20 protein-coding genes are annotated in these 23532 nt (G+C 64.9%); 4 read left to right on the forward strand and 16 right to left on the reverse strand.

From position 1 onward, the window contains the following. Positions 1-141: 141 nt before the first annotated feature. The 7 genes from PVW51_RS00960 to puuE form a co-directional block, all read right to left on the reverse strand. The gene (locus tag PVW51_RS00960) at positions 142-1410 is read right to left on the reverse strand and encodes a DNA recombination protein RmuC (RefSeq protein WP_274573243.1); all 1269 of its coding nucleotides are present in this window, start codon (positions 1408-1410) and stop codon (positions 142-144) included. Beyond that, positions 1407-3251, reverse strand: a complete 1845-nt coding sequence (gene mutL, locus PVW51_RS00965) for a DNA mismatch repair endonuclease MutL (RefSeq protein WP_274573244.1) — start codon at positions 3249-3251, stop codon at positions 1407-1409. Before mutL ends, PVW51_RS00960 begins: the two co-directional genes overlap by 4 nt. A gap of 52 nt (positions 3252-3303) precedes the next feature. Then, positions 3304-4530, reverse strand: a complete 1227-nt coding sequence (locus tag PVW51_RS00970) for a urate hydroxylase PuuD (protein ID WP_274573245.1) — start codon at positions 4528-4530, stop codon at positions 3304-3306. Between the two features lie 103 nt (positions 4531-4633). Beyond that, a complete protein-coding gene (locus PVW51_RS00975; protein ID WP_269363565.1) occupies positions 4634-6067 on the reverse strand; it encodes a uracil-xanthine permease family protein in 1434 nt (477 codons plus the stop codon). Positions 6068-6113: 46 nt separating this feature from the next. After that, positions 6114-6617 (reverse strand): ureidoglycolate lyase, encoded by a 504-nt coding sequence (locus PVW51_RS00980; protein ID WP_274573246.1) that lies wholly within the window; start codon positions 6615-6617, stop codon positions 6114-6116. After that, the gene (locus PVW51_RS00985) at positions 6614-7423 is read right to left on the reverse strand and encodes a bifunctional allantoicase/(S)-ureidoglycine aminohydrolase (RefSeq protein ID WP_274573247.1); all 810 of its coding nucleotides are present in this window, start codon (positions 7421-7423) and stop codon (positions 6614-6616) included. Before PVW51_RS00985 ends, PVW51_RS00980 begins: the two co-directional genes overlap by 4 nt. Beyond that, positions 7420-8835, reverse strand: coding sequence for an allantoinase PuuE (gene puuE / locus PVW51_RS00990; protein ID WP_274573248.1), 1416 nt, complete (start codon positions 8833-8835; stop codon positions 7420-7422). The genes PVW51_RS00985 and puuE overlap by 4 nt, the downstream gene beginning before the upstream one ends. A gap of 498 nt (positions 8836-9333) precedes the next feature. Here puuE and uraH point away from each other — a divergent pair, with 498 nt between their 5' ends. Then, the gene (uraH, locus tag PVW51_RS00995) at positions 9334-9693 is read left to right on the forward strand and encodes a hydroxyisourate hydrolase (RefSeq protein WP_274573249.1); all 360 of its coding nucleotides are present in this window, start codon (positions 9334-9336) and stop codon (positions 9691-9693) included. Here uraH and PVW51_RS01000 read toward each other — a convergent pair. From PVW51_RS01000 to PVW51_RS01030, 7 genes are all read right to left on the reverse strand, one after another. Continuing rightward, on the reverse strand, positions 9673-10602 hold the full coding sequence (locus PVW51_RS01000; RefSeq protein WP_114276158.1) for a metal ABC transporter permease: 930 nt from the start codon (positions 10600-10602) through the stop codon (positions 9673-9675). The two genes, uraH and PVW51_RS01000, sit on opposite strands and share 21 nt — an antisense overlap. Further along, positions 10599-11801, reverse strand: a complete 1203-nt coding sequence (locus PVW51_RS01005; protein ID WP_269363554.1) for a metal ABC transporter permease — start codon at positions 11799-11801, stop codon at positions 10599-10601. Before PVW51_RS01005 ends, PVW51_RS01000 begins: the two co-directional genes overlap by 4 nt. After that, positions 11798-12598, reverse strand: a complete 801-nt coding sequence (locus tag PVW51_RS01010) for a metal ABC transporter ATP-binding protein (RefSeq protein WP_274573250.1) — start codon at positions 12596-12598, stop codon at positions 11798-11800. Before PVW51_RS01010 ends, PVW51_RS01005 begins: the two co-directional genes overlap by 4 nt. Before the next feature lie 3 nt (positions 12599-12601). Then, the gene (locus PVW51_RS01015) at positions 12602-13573 is read right to left on the reverse strand and encodes a metal ABC transporter solute-binding protein, Zn/Mn family (protein ID WP_443287253.1); all 972 of its coding nucleotides are present in this window, start codon (positions 13571-13573) and stop codon (positions 12602-12604) included. Positions 13574-13723: 150 nt separating this feature from the next. Next, positions 13724-14662, reverse strand: coding sequence for a HAMP domain-containing sensor histidine kinase (locus tag PVW51_RS01020; protein WP_274573252.1), 939 nt, complete (start codon positions 14660-14662; stop codon positions 13724-13726). After that, the gene (locus PVW51_RS01025; RefSeq protein ID WP_274573253.1) at positions 14647-15342 is read right to left on the reverse strand and encodes a response regulator transcription factor; all 696 of its coding nucleotides are present in this window, start codon (positions 15340-15342) and stop codon (positions 14647-14649) included. The genes PVW51_RS01020 and PVW51_RS01025 overlap by 16 nt, the downstream gene beginning before the upstream one ends. Next, positions 15339-16820 carry a DUF4153 domain-containing protein gene (locus PVW51_RS01030; RefSeq protein ID WP_274573254.1) on the reverse strand — a complete coding sequence of 494 codons (1482 nt, stop codon included), beginning with the start codon at positions 16818-16820 and terminating at the stop codon, positions 15339-15341. Before PVW51_RS01030 ends, PVW51_RS01025 begins: the two co-directional genes overlap by 4 nt. Before the next feature lie 167 nt (positions 16821-16987). Between PVW51_RS01030 and deoC the strand changes: the two genes are divergently transcribed. Genes deoC through PVW51_RS01045 form a run of 3 tightly spaced genes read left to right on the forward strand, consistent with a single transcriptional unit; the run spans position 16988 to position 20638 of the window. Continuing rightward, complete coding sequence (deoC, locus tag PVW51_RS01035; protein WP_114276151.1) at positions 16988-18001, forward strand: deoxyribose-phosphate aldolase; 1014 nt, start codon at positions 16988-16990, stop codon at positions 17999-18001. 60 nt (positions 18002-18061) lie between these two features. Continuing rightward, positions 18062-18283 carry a hypothetical protein gene (locus tag PVW51_RS01040; RefSeq protein WP_269363540.1) on the forward strand — a complete coding sequence of 74 codons (222 nt, stop codon included), beginning with the start codon at positions 18062-18064 and terminating at the stop codon, positions 18281-18283. A 9-nt stretch (positions 18284-18292) separates the two neighbouring features. After that, a complete protein-coding gene (locus PVW51_RS01045; protein ID WP_274573255.1) occupies positions 18293-20638 on the forward strand; it encodes an aldehyde dehydrogenase family protein in 2346 nt (781 codons plus the stop codon). Positions 20639-20842: 204 nt separating this feature from the next. Here the strand turns inward: PVW51_RS01045 and PVW51_RS01050 are convergent, their stop codons facing one another. Together PVW51_RS01050 and PVW51_RS01055 are read right to left on the reverse strand one after the other, a co-directional pair. Next, on the reverse strand, positions 20843-22159 hold the full coding sequence (locus PVW51_RS01050) for a M16 family metallopeptidase (RefSeq protein WP_274573256.1): 1317 nt from the start codon (positions 22157-22159) through the stop codon (positions 20843-20845). Next, positions 22156-23496: a M16 family metallopeptidase gene (locus PVW51_RS01055; RefSeq protein WP_274573257.1), complete on the reverse strand. Its 1341-nt coding sequence runs from the start codon at positions 23494-23496 to the stop codon at positions 22156-22158. Before PVW51_RS01055 ends, PVW51_RS01050 begins: the two co-directional genes overlap by 4 nt. Positions 23497-23532 lie beyond the last annotated feature (36 nt).

Here is a 23532-nt window from a genome sequence, read left to right on the forward strand (position 1 = left end):
AGCAATGTCCCGAGAGGAGGCGTCACATCTGCTTGAAATAGAACCATTATTCTTGCGCAGATTTTCCTAGTCTACGAAAAAATCTGTCAAACTGAGCATATAGAATTAATGGGTCCAGAGCCTAGGCCGGTTGGCGCGGCTTCAAGTTTCTGACGGGTTTGTGATCGGGCCGGGTCTGCTCTTGTCGAGCGGGACGACAACGCCGGGGGCGTCGTCCTTGGCCAGTTCCTCAAAGTCGAAATTATGCAGGCGGCCTGCACGTTTGGACGCCTTTTCCGAGCTGATCATGATCTCGTCCACATCCTTGCGCGCCTGTCCGAAATGACGGTCAAGGTTGCCGACCCGTGTCACCAGCCGCTCGACATCGCCATGCAGCGCACCCAGTTCCTTGCGGATGGCGCCGGCCTGTTCGCGCATCCGCGCATCCTTGAGAATAGCGCGCATGGTGTTCAGCGTGGCCATGCAGGTGGTCGGCGACACGATCCAGACCCGCGCGGCAAAACCTTCGCGGATCAGTTCGGGGAAATTGGCATGCAACTCGGCATAGACCGCCTCTGACGGCAGGAACATCAGCGCGCCGTCCGCCGTTTCGCCTTCGACGATGTATTTCTCGGAAATATCGCGGATGTGTTTCTTCACCGCGACCTTCATCGCCGCCACGGCGTTCTTCAGATCCCAGTCGGTTTTCGCGTTGCGCAGCGCCTCATAGGCCTCCAGCGGGAACTTGCTGTCGATCACGATGGGGCCGGGCGGGTTGGGCAGATGGATCAGACAATCCGCCCGCTTGCCGTTGGGCAGCGTGTGCTGAAGGCTGTAGCTGTCCGAGGGCAGCTGCTTGGACACGATGTCGCGCAGCTGGATTTCCCCAAAAGCACCGCGTGTCTGCTTGTTGCTCAGGATGTCCTGCAGGGACAGCACATCGCCCGACAGCTTGGTGATATTGTCCTGCGCCTTGTCAATGGCGGCCAGACGTTCCTGCAATTGCGTCAGGCTGGTGGTGGTCTGCTTGGCCGATCCATGCAGGGTCTGGTTCATCCGCTCCTGCATTTCGGTCAGCGACCGCTGCGACCGTGCGGCATTCTCTGCCAGCCGCTCCTGCATCTGCAACTGCACGGTATTTAGCCGCGCCTCCACCGATTGTATCAGCTGGCTCTGCGCATTGGCCTGGGTGTCGGAGACCATCTGCAAACCGCCGCGCAGCTGCTCCTGCCCCGCGCCAAGTTGTTGCACATGACCGCCCAGCACCTGCATCTGCTGCGACAGGGGTGCAGCCAGTCGCGCCGTCCGGCCCGCCGCGCGCACCGCCGCGATCAGCAGGATCAGGATCAGCAGGACCAGCGCCGCCGCCCCAAGAACAGCCAGCACAAGCGGGTCATTCCAATGGTAGATTGTGCCGCCAATCTCGATCATGTGCGTCCGAACAGCCGCTCGATATCGGCCAGCTTGAGTTCCACATAGGTCGGCCGCCCATGGTTGCACTGGCCGGAATGGGGCGTCGCCTCCATCTCGCGCAGCAGGGCGTTCATCTCTTCCGCCCGCATCCAGCGGCCCGAACGGATCGACCCGTGACAGGCGATGCGGCTCAGGATCGCCTCGATCCGGGCCTGCAGGATGTTGCTGTCGCTCTGGTCGGCCAATTCGTCCAGAATATCCAGCAGCATCGCGCGGGCATTGACGGTGCCCAGGATCGCAGGCGTCTCGCGCACCGCGACGGCATTGCCGCCGAATGCCTCGATCCCCAGACCAAACCGCGCGAGGTCATCCGACACCTCCAGCAAGCGTGCGCAATCGCCTGCCGACAGCTCGACAATCTCCGGGATCAGCAGCGCCTGCGCCGCCACACCGTTTTCCGCCATCTGGCGTTTGAGCTTTTCATAGACCAGCCGCTCATGCGCGGCATGCTGGTCCACGATCACCATGCCTGTGGCGGTTTGTGCGATGATGTAGTTCTCATGCACCTGCCCACGCGCTGTGCCGAGCGGGTAGTCGGGCACCGGCGCGGCGGTTTCGGTCACGGGCTCGGCTGGTGTCTCCACCCGTCCCCACATGCCTGCGGTTTCGGCAAAGCCGGCAGGGGCCTGCGCCTGATGGGCCGCCCCCCTTGCGCCAAGGCTGGGCCGGTCCATCTGATAGACCCGCGCGCCGGTGGGTTCGGGCCGCATCGCGCCAAGGGTCGCCCCGGCAACGGTGGTGGAGGCGCGGTGCCCCGCCTCTGCCAGCGCATGGCGCAGGGCCGAGACGATCAGACCGCGCGCCAGCCCCGGATCGCGAAACCGCACCTCGGATTTCGCGGGATGCACATTGACGTCCACCAATGTCGGTTCGCAGTCGATGAACAGCGCCGCCGCCGGATGCCGGTCACGGCTGAGAAAGTCGAAGTAGGCCCCGCGCAGCGCCCCGACCAGCAGCTTGTCCCGCACCGGGCGGCCATTGACGAAAAGATATTGCGCCACCGCCGAGCCGCGCGAATAGGTCGGCAGCGCGGCAAAGCCGGTCAGGTGCAACCCCTCGCGCTGCGCGTCGATGGGCAGGGAGTTGTCGGCAAATTCCCGGCCCAGCACCTGCGCCAGACGGCCATGCAGGGCCTCGAACATCTCGCCCTGTTCGGCATCGGCGCGGAACACCTCGCGGCCCGGCCCGTCACCCGAAACATCGCGCAGGGTGAAACGGACAAAGGGTTCGGCCATGGCCAGCCGCTTGATCACGTCGCCGATCGCCTGCGCCTCCGCCCGGTCGGTGCGCAGGAACTTCAGCCGCGCCGGGGTGGCATGGAACAGGTCGCGCAGGGTGACAACCGTCCCGCCGTTCAGCGCCGCTGGCCGTATATCGCCCTGCTTGCCACCGGCCACGGTGATCTCGGCCCCGTCATGACCCGCCGCGCGGCTGGTGATGCACAGCCTGCCCACTGCACCCAGCGACGGCAGCGCCTCGCCCCGGAAGCCGAAAGTGTGGATGTTCAGCAGGTCCGAACCATCAATCTTGGAGGTCGCGTGACGCGACAGCGCCAATGCCAGATCACCCGGCGCGATGCCGCAACCGTCGTCCGTCACCCGGATCAGGGTCTTGCCGCCATCGGCATATTCCACCGTGATCCGCCGCGCGCCCGCATCGATGGCGTTTTCCACCAGTTCCTTGACCGCCGAAGCGGGCCGCTCGACGACCTCACCGGCGGCGATCCGGTTGATCGCGGCATCGTCAAGCTGACGGATGACCGGGGGATTATCGGCTATATTGGGGTGAGCCAGGGACATTACGCTAGACCTAGCATGCGATCACGCGATTCTGCCAGTGGGAAACCGGCTGTCAGCGGGTCGTTGCGGCCTTGTACCAGGCCACGATCTCTGCCCGCTCCGCCACCTGCATATAGCTCAGGTTCGCAGGCGGCATCGCATGGGTCAGCCCGGCCTGCAAATAGATCTGTTTCGCCGCCATGGCGATCTGATGTTCCGTCTCCAGCCGCACCCCCTTGGGCGGCCAGTGCAGCCCCTCCCACGACGGCTCTGCCGCATGGCACATGGAACAGCGGCCCGTGACGATGTCCTGCACCCGGTCGAAGCCTTCGGCCCGGGCAAAGCGCAGGGCAGCGGGGCCTGTCGCCTTTGCCGGTTCTTCGGTGCGGAACATCGGTTCGGTGGACAGCCACATGATCAGGATGAAAAGCAGCGCGGTGGCCAGCCAAGTCCAGGTCGGGTCGCCTTTGCGGGCATGTACGCTGTTGAAGTAATGGCGGATCGTCACCCCCATGAGAAACACAAGCGACGCGATCAGCCAGTTCATATCCGACGCGAAAGCCAGCGGATAATGGTTCGACAGCATCAGGAAGATGACCGGCAGCGTCAGGTAATTGTTATGGGTGCTGCGCTGCTTGGCAATCTTGCCGTATTTGGCATCCGGCGTGCGCCCCGCCTGCAGATCGGCCACCACGATGCGCTGGTTGGGCATGATGATGAAGAACACATTGGCCGACATGATCGTGGCGGTGAACGCCCCCAGATGCAGCAGTGCCGCACGGCCCGAAAAGACGGAAGTATAGAAATAGGCCATCCCGACCAGGATCACGTAGAGCAGGATCATCAGCCGCGTGTTGTCATCGCCAAAGCGGCTTTTGCAGATCCGGTCATAGACGAGCCAGCCAAAGGCCAGCGAGGCCAGCGATATGGCAATGGCCTGAAAGGTGGACAGCGCCATCACCGCCGGATCAACGAGATAGAACTCGGCACCCAGATAATAGACCAGCACCAGCAGGGCAAAACCGCTGAGCCATGTGGAATAGCTTTCCCATTTGAACCACACCAGGTCGCCCGGCATCCTGTCCGGCGCGACCAGGTATTTCTGGATGTGGTAGAATCCGCCGCCATGCACCTGCCATTCCTCGCCATCGGCACCGGAGGCAAGGTCGCGGTCGCGGTGCAGCCCGAGGTCCAGCGCGATGAAGTAGAACGAGGACCCGATCCAGGCAATCCCGACAATCACATGGGTCCAGCGAACCGCGAATTCGATCCAGGAGGACATGGTGGCAAGGTCGTACATGGGTGCTCTTTCGGAAACCTGGGTTATTGCGGTGCGGTTGCGCCTGGATATTTAGAGCCAAAAAGAGGAGGGGCGGCTCAGCGCCTTGCCCCTCCCCCCTTTGCTAATGCGGCAGGCTGCCCTTTGAATGACCCTGAAGGCCGCCTGACACCTCTTCGGTCGATTCCTCGGCCAGTTCCTCCGGCAGGGCCAGGTTGAGGATGATCGCGATCAGCGCCGCAGGCAGCAGCCCGCTGGTCATCAGGATGCGCATGGTGTCGGGCAGGTGCTGCACCGCACCCGGCTCCAGCTGCAGGCCCAGCCCGACAGAGATCGAGATGGCAAAGATCACCATGTTGCGGCGGTTCCAGTCCACATCGGACAGCATCGACATGCCCGCCGCGACCACCATGCCGAACATCACGATCACACCGCCGCCCAGCACTTCGATCGGCACGGTGCGGATCAATCCGCCCACCTTGGGCACCAGCCCGCAGATGATCAGGAAGACCGCACCGCAGGTGACCACATGGCGGCTCATCACACCGGTCATGGCGATCAGGCCGACGTTCTGGCTGAACGAGGTATTGGGCAACCCGCCAAAGACGCCTGCAATGGCCGTGCCCAGACCATCGGCATAGGTCGCACCCGCGATCTCGGTATCCGTGGCCTCGCGGCCCGCGCCGCCCTTGGTGATCCCGGACACGTCGCCCACGGTTTCGATGGCAGAGATGAAGGCCATCATGCAGAAGCCGATGATCGCCGCCGCAGACAGCTCAAAGCCATAGCGGAACGGGTCCGGCAGGGCGATCCAGGCGGCGTTGTTCCAGCTTGCGATCACGCCCCGGTCGCCGCCAAACGACAGCATGCCAACCGCCACGGCATAGAAATACCCCACGATCAGACCGATCAGCACGGCAGAGATCGACAGCATCCCCCGGGTAAAGAACTTCAGCCCCAGGGTGACCAGGATCACCACCAGCGCCGCCGACCAGTTCAGCAGACTGCCATATTCCGGCGTGCCGATGGCAGGCACCCCGCCGGCGGCATACTGGATGCCGACCTGCACCAGCGCGAGGCCGATCATGGTGACCACCAGCCCCGTCACCAGCGGCGGCAGGGCAAAGCGTATCTTGCCGATGAACAACCCCAGACAGGCATGAAACAGCCCGCCCACGACAATGCCGCCGAACAGGGCGGCCAGCCCGTCGACCCCCTTTCCCGCAACCAGCGGGATCATGATCGGGATAAAGGCAAAGGACGTGCCCTGCACGATCGGCAGCGCCGCACCGACCGGGCCGATGGTGATGGTCTGCAGCAGCGTCGCCACCCCGGCAAACAGCATCGACATCTGGATCAGATACAGCAGTTCCGGAAAATCGGGCGAGTTGGAGCCAAAGCCGAAACCCGCCGCACCGGCGATGATGATGGCGGGCGTTACATTGCTGACGAACATCGCCAGCACATGCTGGATGCCCAGCGGAATCGCCCGCGTCAAAGCAGGGGTATAATTAGGATCGCGCAGTTGCTCCGGCGTCCCGATGGAAGTGGATGTCATGCTGTTGTCCCTTGTTGGAGAGGTCGCCCTCTGACGGGACGATCCGTTACGCGGGCTTTGCCCTGACAATATAGGGCCGGTCCAAAGGGTACTCGTCAAGGTTCGGCGTACCCCCGATCCGGTCCACAACGGCAAATATGCCCGGCCCCGCCAAAGGCGTAAGCACACCGTGCCATGTTCCCCGGTGCAGGTTGATCCCCTGATGCGGCGCGGTGAGAAAGGCTTGCGGCACGCCAGGACGGTCGCCCAGATCCGGTGCTACGATCACAAGGAAAGGGTTCGAGGTCATCGGCAGAAAGGCCTGCGACCCCTCCGGATGCCGCTCCAGCAGGTCCAGCAGATAGGGCAGCTCACGCGGCACCGCGTTGAAAATGCTCAGCCCCGCGCGCCCCTCCGGCCCGAAATCCAGCCTGGCACGGTCGTGGTAGCGCCCGCAGAGCCCCGCGTTGATCAACCGGTCCGGCGCGCCCGCGCAATCCAGCAGGTCTCCGAAAGGCGCGAAGGCGGCAGCGGTCAGCGCCTGCGCGACAATCTCGCGCGGGGCGCTCATAGCGGCATGTGCCGGTTCACATCCTTGTAGAGCAGATAGCGGAACGGCCCTTCGCCGGTGGCGATACAGGCCTGCGGGCAAAAGGCGCGCAGCCACATGAAATCGCCCGGTCCGACACTGACCCAATCGCGGTTCAGCAGGTATTCCGCCGTGCCTTCCAGCACATACAAGCCATGTTCCATCACATGGGTTTCGGCAAAGGGGATGCGCCCCCCGGGCTGGAAGGTGACGATGTTGACGTGCATGTCGTGGCGCAGGTCCGCCGGATCGGCAAAACGCGTCGTGGCCCAGACCCCCTCGCAATCGGGCATGACGACCGGCGCCACCTCCTTGTCCGAGGTGACAAAGGCCTGCGGCATCTCGATGCCCTCGGCCTGCTGATAGCGCTTCCTGATCCAGTGAAACTGGGCCACCGCATCGGTATCGTTCCAGATCGTCCAGACAGTATCGGGCGGGATATAGGCATAGCCGCCTTCGCCCATCTCATGCCGCTGGCCGTCGATGTTCAGCGTCAGCCCGCCGCGCGCGACAAAGATCACCGATTGCGCCTCCGCCTCCTCCTCCGGCGTGTCAGAACCGCCGCCGGGCAGCAGTTCCACGGCATATTGCGAAAACGTCTCGGCAAAGCCCGACAGGGGCCGCGCCAGCACCCACATCCGCATGTCGCGCCAGCCCGGCAGATAGCTGGTGACGATATCGCGCTGGGTGATCGCGGGCAGCACCGCATAGGCAGGCGTGAAAACGGCGGCACCTTCGGGGTTGACCGATTGGTCCGGCAGCCCGCCGGGAGGGAATGCGTAACTCAAAACATGTCCTCCAGACGCAGCCGTGCGATGCGCTCGACCTGTGCGCAGGCGGTTGTAAACTCGGTCTGCGTGTCATTGGCGATCCGCGCCTCGAAAGCGCGCAGGATACCAGCCTTGTCATGATCCTTGACCGCGATGATGAAGGGAAAGCCGTGTTTGCTCACGTAATCCGCATTCAGCGCTTCGAACCGCGCGCGTTCCGCATCGGTCAGGGCATCCAGCCCGGCGCTGGCCTGCTCTGCCGTGCTTTCCGCCGTGAGCCGCCTGGCCGCGGCCAGTTTCCCCGCGAGATCGGGGTGTGCCGTCAGCACCCCCAGACGCTCCTTCGCGCTGGCCGACCGGAACATGCGCGCCAGCGCATTGTGCAGGCCCGCCGCCGTGTCATGGGCCGGACCCAGCTCCAGCTGAAAGGCGCGTTCCGCGATCCAGGGCGAATGTTCGAAAACCCCGCCATAGGCCGCGACAAAGCTGTCACGGTCCATCTGGCTGGGCCGGGGCCCGCGCGGCTCTGGCGGATGCACCGCGTGCCAATGCGCCGCGATGTCAATGCGGCGCGGGGTCCAGACGCCCTCGAACCCCCTGATATAATCGACAAAGCGTTTCAGCGCCTGGATGCGTCCGGGCCGCCCGACCAGCCGGCAATGCAGACCCACGCTCATCATCTTGGCGGCACCTTCCGCCCCTTCGGCATAAAGCGCGTCAAACGTGTCGCGCAGATAGGCATAGAACTGGTCACCCGAATTGAACCCCTGCGGCGTGGCAAAGCGCATGTCGTTGCAATCCAGCGTATAGGGAATGATCAGCTGATCGCGGTCGCCGACCTGCATCCAATAGGGCAGGTCATCGTCATAGGTGTCCGAGATGTAGTCGAAAGCACCGCTGCGCGCCGCCAGTGCCACGGTATTGATCGACGTGCGTCCGCAGTACCAGCCGCGCGGCGCGCTGCCCACAACCTCGGTATGCAGGCGGATCGCCTCGTCCATATCGGCCTGTTCCGCGGTGACGGTATGATCCTTGTAGTCGATCCATTTCAGCCCGTGGCTGGCGATTTCCCAGCCCGCCTCCTTCATCGCCTCGACCTGTCCCGGCGCCCGGGCCAGCGCGCTGGCCACCCCATAGACCGTGACCGGTATGCCCGCGCCGGTGAACAGCCGATGCAACCGCCAGAACCCGGCCCTGGCGCCGTAGTCATAGATGCTTTCCATGTTCCAGTGGCGCTGTCCGGTCCAGGGCTGCGCGCCCACGATCTCGGACAGGAAAGCCTCTGACGAGGCATCGCCATGCAACAGGCAATTCTCGCCGCCCTCTTCGTAATTCACGACGAATTGCACGGCGATGCGTGCGCCCCGGGGCCACCTGGCATCGGCCGGTCTGGGGCCATGGCCCTGAAAGTCGCGCGGATAGCGGTTCATGGTAACGTCCTGATGCTGTGTTCCCCACCCTGCACAAATACCGACAGGCGCGCAATTTCTGTTGTGCCGTGGAAAAGCAATCGGGCTGCATCCGCTTTGGATGCAGCCCGATGCCAGATTGACTGCTGCAGCCTGTGTTTATGCGTTAGTCTGGGATTATTAGGCGCGGGCCAACCTGAATGACTGCCGGGGTACATTTGCTTTTGCGGGTCGAATCCGACAGCGCAGAATTCCCAAAAAACAATGTGGCGTCCCCCAGACGGCGTTCCGAAAGCTTCAAGAATACACGCTTTGCGTGCAGTTTTTGCCTCTCACGCCCTATATAGGCAAAGGATGATTCGCAGGTCAAAGAAAAACGAATCACTTTGCCCAGAAAACCCGAATCACCCGGGATTCGCCGCAGATCCGGGCCGGAACGGGCGGCTCGGCCCCGCATTGACGCGGCGTACCACCGCTCTATCCTGCCGTAAAAAGCCCATTCCAGCCAAGGAGGCCCCGATGCCCGGCGGATATCTGACCACTCATGTTCTGGACACGGCCCTGGGTGCGCCCGCCCGCGCGATGGAGGTCACGCTCTATAGGCTGGAGGGTGAGGCGCGGATCAAACTGGCCGCGATGCAGACCAATGCGGACGGGCGCACCGATACGCCGATCCTGCCAAGCGAAGGCTTCGCTCCCGGCACCTATGAACTGGTCTTTGCCGCAGGGGCCTATCTCGACCGGATCGGCACAGCCGCCGAAAGCCCGCGTTTCCTTGATGAGATCCCGATCCGTTTCGGCATCTCGGACCCGGCGGCGCATTACCACGTGCCGCTGCTGCTTTCGCCTTTCGGCTATTCAACCTACCGGGGCAGCTGAGCCGCGCAGCCGGTGCGGACCGACCAGCGCGGTCACCGCCAGGATCACCCCCGAAACCGTCGCGATCATCCCGGCAGCCGAGACGCTGTCCTGCATCCCGATCCACAGCGGCCCATAGCCCGCCAGCACATATCCCAGCACCGCGGCAAGCGTGGCGAAACCCACCGACCAGGCCACCTGATGCTCCAGCCGGTTGGTCATCAGCCGCGCCGCTGCGGGCGGGCAGATGAACATGGCAATCACGATGATACTGCCCACTGCGTCAAAGGCCGCCACCGCCGCAATCGCCGCCATGATCACCAGCGCCAGACCCAGCGGGCTGGTCCGCAGCCCGATGGTGCGTGCAAAACCCTCGTCAAAGGTACTGATCTTGAGCGGCCGCCAGAACAGCGCGATGAAGGCCGCCACCAGCAGCAGCGTCGCCGCCATGCGCGGCAGCTCCACCGGCAGGCTGGCCAGCGCCTGCGGGTCCAGCAGAGAGGACCATCCGGTCGCATCCAGCCAGATCAGGCTTTCCAGATTGCCATAAAGCGCATGTTCCACGTCCAGGTGCACCGACGAGGTGTCCGATTGCTCCAGCAACAGCACCCCGCCCGCGAACATGGTGGTAAAGACCACGCCCATCGCGGCACCGGTTTCGATCCGGCCCAGCCGCCGCACCGCCTCGATCGCGCCGACGGCGATCACCGCCGCCCCGGCAGCGCCCAGCAACATCGGCAGGGTGCTGACCGTGCCGCCGATCAGAAAGGCGACGACGATCCCCGGCAGCACCACATGGCTGATTGCATCCCCGATCAGCGCCTGACGCCGCAGCACCAGAAAGTTGCCGGGCAGCGCACAGGCGACAGCCACGCAGATGCCGGTCAGCAGCGGCACAAGGCTGAGCGGGACAAATTCAGCGCCATTCATGCGACCACCTCCGCACTGGGAATGCGTGCATCCACCTCGGCCAGCTGGTCGGCGGTCAGCACGGTTTCAATATCGGTCAGCCCGTCATCCTGCGCGGTCGCCGCCTCGAACGCGGGATCGCTGCGGATCACCCGCCAGCGGCTCTCGTCGCGCAAGGCCCGCGCGGCGCGGCCCCGGCCCAGTTCGGTGGGCACGCCATCGGGCCGCGCCCAGCCCTGCCGGTGCAACAGCCGCAGCGTCATGTTCTCATAGATCGGTTGCCCCTGCGCCATCGCCAGCAGCCCCTGCCGCAGATGCACCCGCCGCTGATGGGTCCGGTGCCGGGCCAGCGCCGAGACCACGCCGCGCCCCGGGGCCACCAGCAGCGACAGGGCAAACAGCGCAAAGCCCACCAGCACGATGATCGGCCCGGTCGGCACAGCCGGGATCGCCGCCGACAGCGCCGCGCCGACATAGGCCGACAGCCCTCCGACAGCGCCCGAGATCATCACGACATGATCGGTCCGCTCGGTCCAGAACCGCGCGGTCACCGGTGGAATGATCAGCAGGGCCACGATCAGGATCAGCCCGACGATCTTCAGCCCCACAACCGTCACCGCCAGCACCAGCCCCATCATGGCAAGATCCGTGCGGCGCACGTCCTGCCCGATGGATACCGCATATTCGGGATCGAAAGAGGCCAGCGTCAGCGGCCGTCGCATCAGCATCACCAGCGCCAGGGTCAGCGCCGCCGACACCGCGATCACCATCGCATCGCTGCGCAGCATCCCGGCGGTCGAGCCCAGAAGGAACCCTTCAAGGCCCGCCTGCTGACCCGCCGACATGGTCTGGATCACCGTCAGCAGCACAATCCCGAAGCCAAAGAAAACCGACAGGACGGAGCCGATCGCCGCATCCTCGGCCAGCCGGGTCCGCGTGCCCAGCCAGGATACCAGCAACAGCCCCACCGCCGCCGAGAGCGCCGCCCCGGTCAGCAGCCCGACAAGGTTCCGGCCGGTGCCGCCCAGTGTCACCATCACCATAAAGGCCAGCGCGACCCCGGGCAGCGTGGCATGGCTGATCGCATCGCTGACCAGTGCGCGCTTGCGCAGAAACAGGAACGTCCCGCCAACCCCTGCGGCCATCCCCAGCAGGGTTGCGCCAAGAGTCACCAGGGTCGCATTATAGCCAAGTTGCAGCAGCAGCGCGTCGCGGATCATGACAGCGCCAGCGCTTCCATCTGCGCACCCGCCAGCCGGCCGCCATAGGCGTCCTGCAGGTTCGCGGTGACAAAGGTGGTCTTCACCGGCCCTTCCGCAATGCGGCGGGTGTTGATCAGAAAGACATTGTCGAAATAGTCGGTGACGGTCGACAGGTCATGATGCACTGCCACAACCGTCTTGCCCGCATCCCGCAGGGATTTCAGCACGCTGATGATCGCCTTTTCGGTGGCCGCATCGACCCCGGCAAAGGGTTCATCCAGCAGGTAAAGGTCCGCATCCTGCGCCAATGCACGGGCCAGAAAGACCCGCTGCTGCTGTCCGCCGGACAATTGCCCGATCTGGCGGCTGGCGAAATCCTCCATCCCGACACGGGTCAGGCAATCCTCTGCCCGCGCGCGATGCGCAGGCCGGACCCGGCCCAGCAGGCCCAGCTGCGGATACAGCCCCATCAGCACCACGTCGATCACGCGGGTGGGAAAATCCCAGTCCACGCTGGCCCGCTGCGGCACATAGGCGATCCGGTGCCGTTGCGCGCCCACGGGCTTGCCGAACACCGTCGTGGTGCCCGCCAGCGGCTTGTGAATGCCCAGCGCCGCCTTGAGCAGGGTGGATTTCCCCGCACCGTTGGGGCCGATGATGGCGGTCATCTTGCCCGGCTCCACCGTCATGTCGACGGAAAAGACCGCAGGTTTCTGGCCATAGGACACTGTCATGCCCCGCACCGCCAGCGGACTGTCCTCGCGGCTGGTCTGTCCGGTCTGCGGGTGACGTTCAGTGGCGAGTTTGATGCTCATGGCTCAGCTGCCGCTGCTCAGCCTGCCGGTCATGCCGCCAGGTGACACATCCGCCCCCAGGGCACGGGCGATGGTGGTCACGTTATGATCGATCATGCCGATATAGGTCCCCTCATAGGTGCCCTCCTGCCCCATCGCGTCGGAATAAAGCGATCCGCCGATGACAACCTCATGGCCCCGTGCCGCCGCCCCTTCGATCAGCGCGCGCATGTTGCGGTCCGAAACCGAGGTCTCGACAAAGACAGCGCCGATCTTGCGGTCAACCAGCACATCGACAAGCTCGGAGATGCGGTTCAGCCCGGCTTCCGAATTGGTGGAAATGCCCTGAATGCCGATCACCTCGAACCCATAGGCCCGTCCGAAATAGCTGAAGGCGTCATGCGCCGTGACCAGCACCCGGGTCTCTTCCGGCACCATGGCCACGGCCTCACCGGCATAGGTCGACAGCGCCGCAAGCTCTTCGCGGTAGGCGACGGCATTCGCGGCGAATTCTTCCGCCATGTCGGGGCGTGCTTCGGTCAGGGCGCGGGCGATTTCGGACACCACGTCGGTCCAGATATCGGGTGCCATCCAGACGTGCGGGTCATAGCGCCCTGCGTAATCCGCATGTTCCAGCAACCTGCTCTTGTCCAGGGCCTCGGCCACTGCAACGACACGGCGCTGGCCGCCCAGTTCCTCAAAGAACCGCTCCATCTGCGCCTCAAGGTACAGACCGTGCCACAGGGTCAGATCGGCGCGTGTCATCGCGACAATGTCACTGCGGGTCTGGCGGTATCCATGCGGGTCGACGCCGGGCCCCATCAGGGCCCGGACGGTGACGGCATCGCCGCCGACGCGGCGAACGCCATCGGCGATCATGCCGGTCGTGGCAACAACGTCCAGCACGTCCGCTGCGCGCAGGGCAGGTGCTGTGGCGAAAAGGGCGAGCCCCCCCAACAGGGTGGCGCGGCGGGTCGGGGTGAATCTGGTCATCATGTTTTTCATGATTTCTATATGAGATTGATTCGCAACTAAGTCAATACAGTTGCAAGTAATTCGCAATCTCAACTTTTCGCTTCTATGCCGAATGCCCGCGAAAGTGACTCGAACCCAAGGGTGCGCTGACCCTCGGCGCAAGCCCCCCCCTCAAAAGGATATCTCGAAGACCGCGCCTTTCTGCGTTGGCACATGGGTGATGGTGCCGCCATGCGCCCCGATCAGCGCCCGCACGATGGCAAGGCCCATGCCGGTCCCGCCTTGTGCGCGGGTGGTGGTGAAAAACGGATCGAACATCCGGTCCCGGTCGCCCGGTGCCACGCCAGAGCCATTGTCCGCGACCGACAGTTTGCCGCCATCCCAGTCAAGGCTGACCTGATCCGCCCCATGGCTGACCGCGTTCTGTATCAACTGCTCCAGCACCGCGGCCAGATCGTCCTGCGGCATCGGCACCATGCCGTCCCGGCGCAGCTCTGCCACAGCGCCCCGCACCTGCCCTGCCGCCACCGACAGCAGCACTTCACCGCCCTCCCGCGCAAGGCCCGCCGCCGCATGGCGGCGCAGGTCGCGCAGCAGGCGGTCCATGCGTGCGGCGGACTCCGCAATCGTGGCAACCAGCGCCCTGCGCTCTTCCCCGGTGGCGTCCTCCAGCAGTTCGGCGGCACCGGCGATGGCGGTCAGCGGCGATTTCATTTCATGGGTGACATGATCCGCATAGGCCCGCATCGTGGCCGCGCGGCTGTGCAATGTGGCGCCCATGTCGATCACGCTCTGCCCCAGTTCCGAAAACTCCGGCGTGCCGAAATGCGCGGGCGGCTTTCCAGCGCGGCCCGCCTTCATGTCGCGGGCATGCGCTGTCAGCGCTGTCACCGGGCGCAACACCAGCCGCCACAGCAGAAACCCCAGTATCCCCGCCGAAGCCAGCGCCACCCATAAGATCAGCCAGGCGGTTTCCGCCCAGCCCAGCACGTTCCCCGCAACCCGGAAATAGGTCAGCCCAAGGACCGGCACCGCGACGATCCCCGCCATTGCCCCGATCACGATCAGCGCCAGGGGCGGCCGCCATTTGCGCCTCACCTGCCTTGGCATGGCCCCATCCTGATCCCGACGCCATGCACTGTTTCGATGGCATCCGCACAACCCGCCTCTGCCAGTTTGGCGCGCAGGTTGCGCAGGTGGCTGTCCAGCGTGCGGTCCGACACATGGACATGCGCGCCATAGACCGCATCGGTCAGCGCCGGGCGCGGCAGCACCTGATCGGGGCGGGCCATCAGGTGGCCCAGAATGCCCATCTCCCGCGCGGTCAGGGCGACAACCTGCCCTGCGACGGCACAGGTGTGACGGCCGGGATCCAGTGTCAGCACGCCGCGCGAATGGCCTGGCGGCGTCTGCGCCGGCCTGCCGCCGCTGCGTTTGAGAATGGCGGCGATCCGCGCGGTCAGTTCGCGCGGCGAAAACGGCTTGCTGACGTAATCGTCACCGCCCAGCTCGAACCCCAGCACCCTGTCGATCTCGTCATCCCGCGCGGTCAGGAACAGCACCGGGGTCTGGTCGGTCCGGCGCAATGTCCGGCACAGGGCCAGCCCGTCCATCTGCGGCAATCCGATGTCGAGCACGATCAGGTCATAACGCCCGGACCTTGCCTTGGTCAGCCCCTCGTCCCCGTCGCCCGCAGCGTCGCTGGTCATCCCGGCCTTGTCCAGGGCCATGCGCAGCACGGTCCGGATCTGGGGGTCGTCGTCGACGATCAGGATATGGGGTACAGTCATCGCAGGGCCTTTGCTTGGATGGTGGCAAGGCTATTGCGCGCGCGCGCGTTGCGAAAGCCCCATTCGCGCCAGTCGCGCGGGCTGGTGATGCGATGCGTGCCGGGGCAGATGCTGCGCCGCTGTGCCAGCTCGAAACCGGCAATCACCGGACGCGCAGCCTCGCCCAGCGCGCAAAGATAGGCGCGGTCCTGGCGCACCGGATGGCTCAGGTTATAGCGCGCGACCATGGCGTCAAAGCTGACAAAGGCACAAAGATACAGGACCGCCGCTGCCATGCCGCCGCCGCGCAGCACCAGCCAGCCATTGTTCCGCCCGGCGCAGACCTGCCAGAAGATCAGCGCCAGCCCGGCCGCGGTCAACCCCATCCAGATGCCCGCCGCCAGCCGCAGGTGGGTCAGCCCGTAGACACCGACATAAAGGTCCAGCCGCACCAGCGACGACACCACAAGCGCCACGTTCTGCGCCACCCAGAGCAGCAGAAGCACGCGCAGGACCCGGTCACCCAGAACCCAGCGCCGGGTCATCAGGGCAAAGCCCCCGGCCAGCAGCCCGGTGACCACCAGCGGATAGGCCCCCCGGTGGGCATATTGGGCATAGGTTATCCCATCCGGCAGACCGACACCGCCGTAGAGATAGACCACATCCAGCAGCGTCTGCACCGCAAAGACCGCGTTGAAAAGGATCAGCGCGCGCACTGTCGAGCCGGGGTTGATCAGCCCCTCACGCCGCGGGCCCATGCGGGCGGGCTCCGGTGCCGCGCCCAGCCGCTCGCGCATCGCGGGCAGGCGCAGGACGGTCCAGACCAGCGGCAGCAGGCACAGCCAGAAACCGACCCGGTCGGCATCCGGAAGCGCAGGCTCATGCCGGGTCAGATCGGCCAGCCAGCGGTCGGCAACCGGGTTTGCCATCAGCAGCAGAAGGACAAAGACGCCGCCCAGGAAGGCCGGCACGAACCAGCGTTTCAGAACCCCCTGTATCCAGCCGGGCACCTGGCTGGCGTCGGGACGACCAAGGGCATCGGCCCCGTCCTGCACCGTCTGCCGCATCCCCAGGGGCCAGAGCCGCAGCGCGGCGCGGGCGACCTGCCCCGGTCGCAGCCCGGCGATCACCGCGAAAAGCACCGATCCGCCAGCGACCGCAATGGCAAAGGAAAGCGGCTGCACCAGTTCGACCAGCGGCAGGAAGGCCAGCAGGCTGCCCGCCCCCACCACCATGCCGCGCCGCGCCGTCATCCGGCCCGCTGCGGCCACAGCAGCGATGACCATCGCCACGGCGAAAACCGCCAGCGACAGCCCCGGCGTGACCTGCCAGACCAGCAGATCACCAAGCGCCAGCAGCATCACCAGCAAACCGGCGCGCCAGGGCGTTCCCGGTGCCCTGCGGGCCTTTCCCTGCGGCGGTTCCGCCGGTGGCGCGTTCAGCCACCATCCGTCCTGCTGCATTGCCATCGGCACCCCCCGGATCAGGAAAGTCTTCATGTCTCTTGCCCTCGTTCTGTTTGTTCCGGGACTTGATGCCTGCGTGATGTGCAGATCAAAGGGTCGGTTCGTGCAGTTTTCCCGCAGAAGACGTGGCGGCAGCACCGCTTGCCAAAGGGGGCGCAGGCGTGGCACCTTCGCACTCTGACACGAACCGGAGAGCCCCGATGGCACAGCCACTCGCCCCGTCCCAGACACCCCTCGTGAGCACCGGCCAGACGCATCTGCCGCAGGTGACCCTGCCGCGCAATCCGGGGATGCCGCTGGACCTGAACTGGGTGCTGGCCGCGCGCGCCAATACCTCTGCGATCGAACGCCGCGCTGCCAGCCTGCCCGCGCGCCGGTCGGTCAAGAAGGCGCATCAGGCGGCCTGGCTGCTGCGCGCCATCACCTGTATCGACCTGACCACCCTGTCGGGCGACGACACCGCACGCCGGGTCGAGCGGCTGTGCGCCAAGGCGCGCCAGCCCGTCGCCCCCGCCCTGCTGAAGGCGCTGGGCATGGGCCCGATCACCACCGGGGCCGTCTGCGTCTATCACGAGATGATCGCCCCCGCCGTGGCGGCGCTGGCGGGCACGGGCATTCCTGTTGCCGCCGTCTCCACCGGTTTTCCCGCCGGGCTGTCGCCCTTCGAGCTGCGCCTGAAAGAGATCGAGATGAGCGTCGCTGCCGGGGCCAGCGAGATCGACATCGTGATCTCGCGCCGCCATGTGCTGTCCGGCAACTGGCAGGCGCTCTATGACGAGATGCGCGCCATGCGGGAGGCCTGCGGCGACGCGCATGTGAAGGCGATCCTGGCCACTGGCGAGCTGGGCACCCTGCGCAACGTGGCGCGGGCCAGCCTTGTCTGCATGATGGCGGGGGCCGATTTCATCAAGACCTCCACCGGGAAGGAAAGCGTAAATGCCACCCTGCCGGTCAGTCTGGTGATGATCCGCGCAATCCGCGATTACCACGAGCGCACCGGCGTTCGCATCGGCTACAAACCGGCGGGCGGGATCTCCAAGGCCAAGGATGCGATCACCTACCTCGCGCTGATGAAGGAGGAACTGGGCGACCGCTGGCTTCAGCCCGATCTGTTCCGTTTTGGCGCGTCATCGCTGCTGAACGACATTGAACGGCAGCTGGAGCATCACGTCACCGGCAATTATTCGGCGGGCTACCGCCACGCGACCAGCTAGGGGTCCCCTCGGGGAACTTCCGGAAATCATCTAAGAAATATTAACGGGAAAGGGCGGCGGATGACGAAAGAGAGCCTGCAAGGATTGATCCTGACGGTGTTTTTCATCGCATACCTTGCCCGCTGCTGCGCGCTTGTCGGGAAGGTCGCTGAGCCGGGCCGGTGGGGATTTTCCGTCATCGGAATGTCACCGGCACAGCGCGTGGTGGCACGAAAGCTCTATACCGAGTTCGCAACCATCTTCTGCCTTTTCCTGACCGCGCAATACTTCGAACTTCTCTGAGGTGACGACATGACCATTCCCGAAATCTTCGAAAGCATGGACTACGGCCCCGCCCCGGAATCCGCAGCCGACGCGCTGGCCTGGCTGGTGGATCAGGGCAGCCGCTTTGGCCATTTCATCGACGGGGCCTTTACCGACCCCGGCAAGGGGTTCGACAGCACCAACCCCGCGACGGGCGAGGTTCTGGCGACCCTGACACAGGGCACGCAGGCAGATGTGGACGCCGCCGTGAAGGCGGCGCGCCGGGCGCAGCCGAAGTGGGAGAAGTTGGGCGGGCATGGCCGGGCGCGGTATCTTTATGCGCTGGCGCGATTGCTGCAGAAACACAGCCGTCTCTTTGCGGTCCTCGAAGTGCTCGACAACGGCAAGCCGATCCGCGAGGCGCGGGACATCGACTTGCCGCTGGCGCAGCGGCATTTCTATTACCATGCGGGCATGGCGCAGCTGATGGAGAGCGAGCTGCCCGAGGCGCAGGCGCTGGGGGTCTGCGGCCAGATCATTCCCTGGAACTTCCCCCTGCTGATGCTGGCCTGGAAGGTCGCGCCCGCTCTGGCGATGGGCAATACCGTGGTGCTGAAGCCTGCGGAATACACCTCGCTGACCGCGCTGCTGTTCGCGGATATCTGCCGTCAGGCGGGGCTGCCCAGGGGTGTGGTGAACATCGTCACGGGCGATGGTGCCGTGGGCGAGATGATCGTGGCGCATGACGATATCGACAAGATTGCCTTTACCGGGTCCACCGCTGTGGGGCGACGCATCCGCGAGGCGACGGCGGGCAGCGGCAAGGCCCTGACGCTGGAGCTGGGCGGCAAGTCGCCCTACATCGTCTTTGACGACGCAGACCTCGACAGCGCCGTCGAGGGGCTGGTCGATGCAATCTGGTTCAATCAGGGGCAGGTCTGCTGCGCGGGCTCGCGCCTGCTGGTGCATGAACCGGTGGCCGATGCCTTCTATGCCAAGCTGCGCGCGCGGATGGCCAGGTTGCGCGTGGGCGACCCGCTGGACAAGAGCATCGACGTGGGCACGCTGGTTGATCCCGTGCAACTGAAATCGGTAAGCGAGATGGTGGCGGCGAATACCGCCGGGGAACGTTTTGTCGCCGATACCGCGCTGCCGGAGAATGGCTGCTATTACCCGCCGACGCTGATCACCGGGCTGAACCCGGCGGATACGCTGATGCAGGAGGAAATCTTTGGCCCGGTGCTGGTCTCGACCACCTTCCGCACGCCTGCGGAGGCGGTGAGCCTGGCCAACAACACCCGCTACGGGCTGGCGGCGACCCTGTGGTCGGAGAACATCAACCTGGCGCTGGATGTGGCACCGCAACTGGCGGCCGGGATTGTCTGGATCAACGGCACCAACCTGATGGATGCCGCGGCCGGTTTCGGCGGAGTGCGCGAAAGCGGCTTTGGCCGCGAGGGCGGCTGGGAAGGGCTGGCAGCCTATACGCGGCCCAAAACAGTGCCCAAACCGCTGAAGGAGATCGAGCCCCACACCGGCGAAGGGGGGCCGCAGGACCTGATCGACCGGACCGCAAAGCTCTATATCGGGGGCAAGCAGGCGCGGCCCGACGGTGGCTACTCCACCCCGGTCTGGGGCCGGAACGGCGCGCTGCTGGGGCATGCGGGCGTCGCCAACCGCAAGGATCTGCGCAACGCGGTGGAGGCGGCGCAGGCCGCCAGGGGCTGGGGAAAGACCAGCGGCCATCTGCGGGCGCAGATCATCTATTACATGGCCGAGAATCTGGCGGCACGGGCAGATGAATTCGCGGCCCGCCTGGATGCGATGCAGGGGGGCAAGACCGGCGCGAAAGAGGTGGAGGCCTGCATCCGGCGGCTGTTCACCTATGCCGCCTGGGCCGACAAATACGACGGCCAGGCGCATGGCGTGCCGATCCGGGGCGTGGCGCTGGCGATGAAGGAACCTGTGGGGGTGATCGCGGCGCTTTGCCCGGCAGAGGCACCGCTGCTGGGCCTGATCTCTGTCATAGCCCCGGCCATGGCGATGGGCAACCGGGTGATCCTTGCCGCGTCAGAACCCTATCCGCTGGCGGCCACGGATTTCGTTCAGGTGCTGGAGACATCGGATGTGCCTGCAGGCGTGGTGAACATCCTGACCGGGCCACATGCGGATGTCGCCGACACGATGGCGCGGCATATGGATGTGGATGCGGTCTGGTCCTTCGGGGCGGCAGAATTCAGCAAGGTGGTGGAGAAAGGGGCCGCCTCGAACATCAAGCGGACCTGGGTGAACAACGGCTTCGCCCGCGACTGGATGGGGCGCGACGGCGAAGGCAAACCCTTCCTTCAGGCCGCGACAGAGGTCAAGAACATCTGGATCCCCTACGGCGAGTGAGGCCCGGTGCCGGAGTTTTCAAAAACTCCGGGTCAAACTTTTCAAAAAGTTTGGGTGCGCAAGGGCGGACAGCGCAGTGAAGGTGGTGAGGCAGGGCTGGCAGGGGCATTCCGTTCCGGACAGGGCGCCGCGCGGGGCGATGCTATACGGAGTTTTCAAAAACTCCGGATCAAACTTTTCAAAAAGTTTGCCGGCGCCGTCCGCTCAGTTGCTGGTGGTGGATTGCAGCCCTTCGGGCTGGCCGACCACCACGAACTGCAGGCCTTCCGGGTCCAGCAATTCGCCCGCCACGCGTTTCACATCGGCCAGTGTCACTGCTTCGACCTTGTCGTTGCGGGTGGCGATATAGTCGATGGGCAGGCCCAGCAGCTGCATCCCCACCAGGATGTTCGCAATCGGCGCATTGCCGTCAAACCGCAGCGGATAGGCCCCGGTGATATAGGTCTTGGCGGCGTCCAGCTCTTCCTGGGTGATGCCGTTCTCGGCCGCCTTGGCCCATTCGGCGCGGATCACCTCGATGGCCTCGGCGATGCGGTCGTTCGAGGAACTGACCGACCCCATGTAGACCTCCGCCAGGTCGCGCGCCACCAGATAGGAATAGACCCCATAGGTCAGGCCGCGCTTTTCGCGCACCTCGTTCATCAGGCGGCTTTCAAAAGACCCGCCGCCCAGCACGTGGTTGAGCAGGAGTGCTGCAAAGAAATCCGGGTCGTCCTGCGCGATGCCCTTCTGACCGAAGACGGCAACGGATTGCGGGGTTGGAAAATCCACCACGGTCACGCCGCCGGGAATCGTCACATCCGCCCGTGGCGGCATCGGCGCCCCGGTCTCAGGCAGATCGCCCAGCAGCTCATCGACCAGCGCGCCCAGTTCTTCGGGCGTGATGTCGCCGACCGCGCCGATGTACACCCGGTCCCGCGCCATGACGTCCTTGCGCGCCGCAACCAGATCGTCGCGGGTCAGGGCCGCGACGCTGTCCAGCGTCCCGTTGAGTGAACTGGCATAGGGATGATCACCATAGGCGATCCTGTCAAAGGTCTCTGACGCGATGTCATCGGGGTCCTTTGCGTCCGACTGGATGATCGACAGCACCTGCCCCCGGACCCGTTCGATCGAGGCCTCGTCGAACAGCGGCTCGGTGAGCGCGGCGCGCAGCAGCGCGACGGAGGGTGCGCGGTTCTCGGTCAGGAAACGGGCCGACACCGAGACATCATCGCGCGAGGCGTCAAACCCAAAGGAGGTGGCCAGCGCTTCGGAAGCCTTGGAGAATGCGCGCGAATCCATGTCGCCCGCCCCTTCTTCCAGCAGCGCGGTCATCAGGTTGACGGACCCGCGCTTGCCGGGCCGGTCCAGTGAGGCACCGCCGCGAAAGCGCAGTTCAAGCGCCACGAAGGGGATCGAATGATCCTCGACCAGCCAGGCGGTCAGGCCGCCGGGGCTTTCGACCGATTGGATGTTCACCTCTGCCCGGGCGGGCAGCGCCATCAGGACCGCGAGGATCAGGCCATAAATCAGTTTCATTGCGTGACCTCCGGTTTCATCAGCCAGCCGGTGACCGATTGTCTTTTGTCGAAAACACTGCGCGCGGCGGCCATGATGTCATCGGCGGTGACCGCCTCCAGCACATCGGGCCAGTTCTGCACGTCTTCCACGCTCAGCCCGATGGCAAGCGCCTGACCATAGCGGTTGGCGACGGAATCGGCGTCGTCGCGCGCATAGATCTGATTGGCGCGGATCTGCAGCTTGATCCGGTCAAGCTGCTCGGCGTCCACGCCGGTCTCCATGAAATCTGCAAGGGCCTTGTCCATCGCGTCTTCGGCCTCCTGCAGGCTGACACCGGCCGCAGGCACGACCACGAGGTCAAAGGTCGTGTCATCCAGCGAGGCCCCCCGGTAGAAGGCGCCGGAATAGGTCACGATCTGCTGGTCGAATTGCAGTTTCTCGGCCAGGAAGGAGGTCGTCCCGCCGCCCAGGATTTCGGCCAGCAGGGTCAGGGCCGCGGCCTCTTCCTGTGCGCCCGGGTCGCGTTCGGGCGCAAGGTAGGAGCGGCTGACATAGGGCTGTGCCACCCGTGCATCGCGGAAGATCAGCCGCCGTTCGGCAGTCTGGGGCGGCTCCTGGGTGCGGAGGCGTTCGGGCAGGTCCGGATTGGCGGGGATCACGCCGTAGTATTTCTCGGCCAGGGCCCGCACCGCGTCGGGCTGCACATCGCCCGAGACCACGAGGATCGCGTTGTTGGGCGAATAATAGGTCTTGTAGAAGGCCAGCGCATCATCGAGGTCCAGCGCCTCCATCTCGTGCATCCAGCCGATCACGGGGCTGCCGTAGCGGTGGTTGAGGTATTGCGCCGCGTTCATCTGTTCGCTCATCAGCGCGCCGGGATTGCTTTCGGTGCGCTGGTTGCGTTCCTCGATGATCACGTCCCGTTCGGTCGCGATGTTTTCCGGCGTCAGGCGGATGTTGCGCATCCGGTCGCTTTCCATCTCCATCATCAGTTCCAGACGGTCCGCCGCGACACGCTGGTGGTAGGCGGTGTAATCGTAGCTGGTAAAGGCGTTGTCACGCCCGCCGTTCGCCGCGACAGTGGCCGAGAATTCACCCGATTCAAGTTTGTCGGTCGCCTTGAACAACAGGTGTTCCAGGAAATGCGCCACGCCGGACGACCCTTTGGGTTCATCCGCCGATCCGGCCCGATACCAGACCATCTGCTGCACAACCGGTGCGCGGTGGTCTTCGACCACCACCACATCCATCCCGTTATCGAGTGTAAAGGTGGTTACCGCCTCGTTGTCCCTGGCCTGCGCCAGACCCGGCAGGAGAAGCGCCGCAACAGCGCCAAGAAGTTGCAATCGTTTCATGATCGCTCCTTTGAAAACAACATGGGAGAGATACGC

This window comes from Sulfitobacter sp. PR48 (assembly GCF_028807335.1).
In the GTDB taxonomy this organism is placed as follows: domain Bacteria; phylum Pseudomonadota; class Alphaproteobacteria; order Rhodobacterales; family Rhodobacteraceae; genus Sulfitobacter.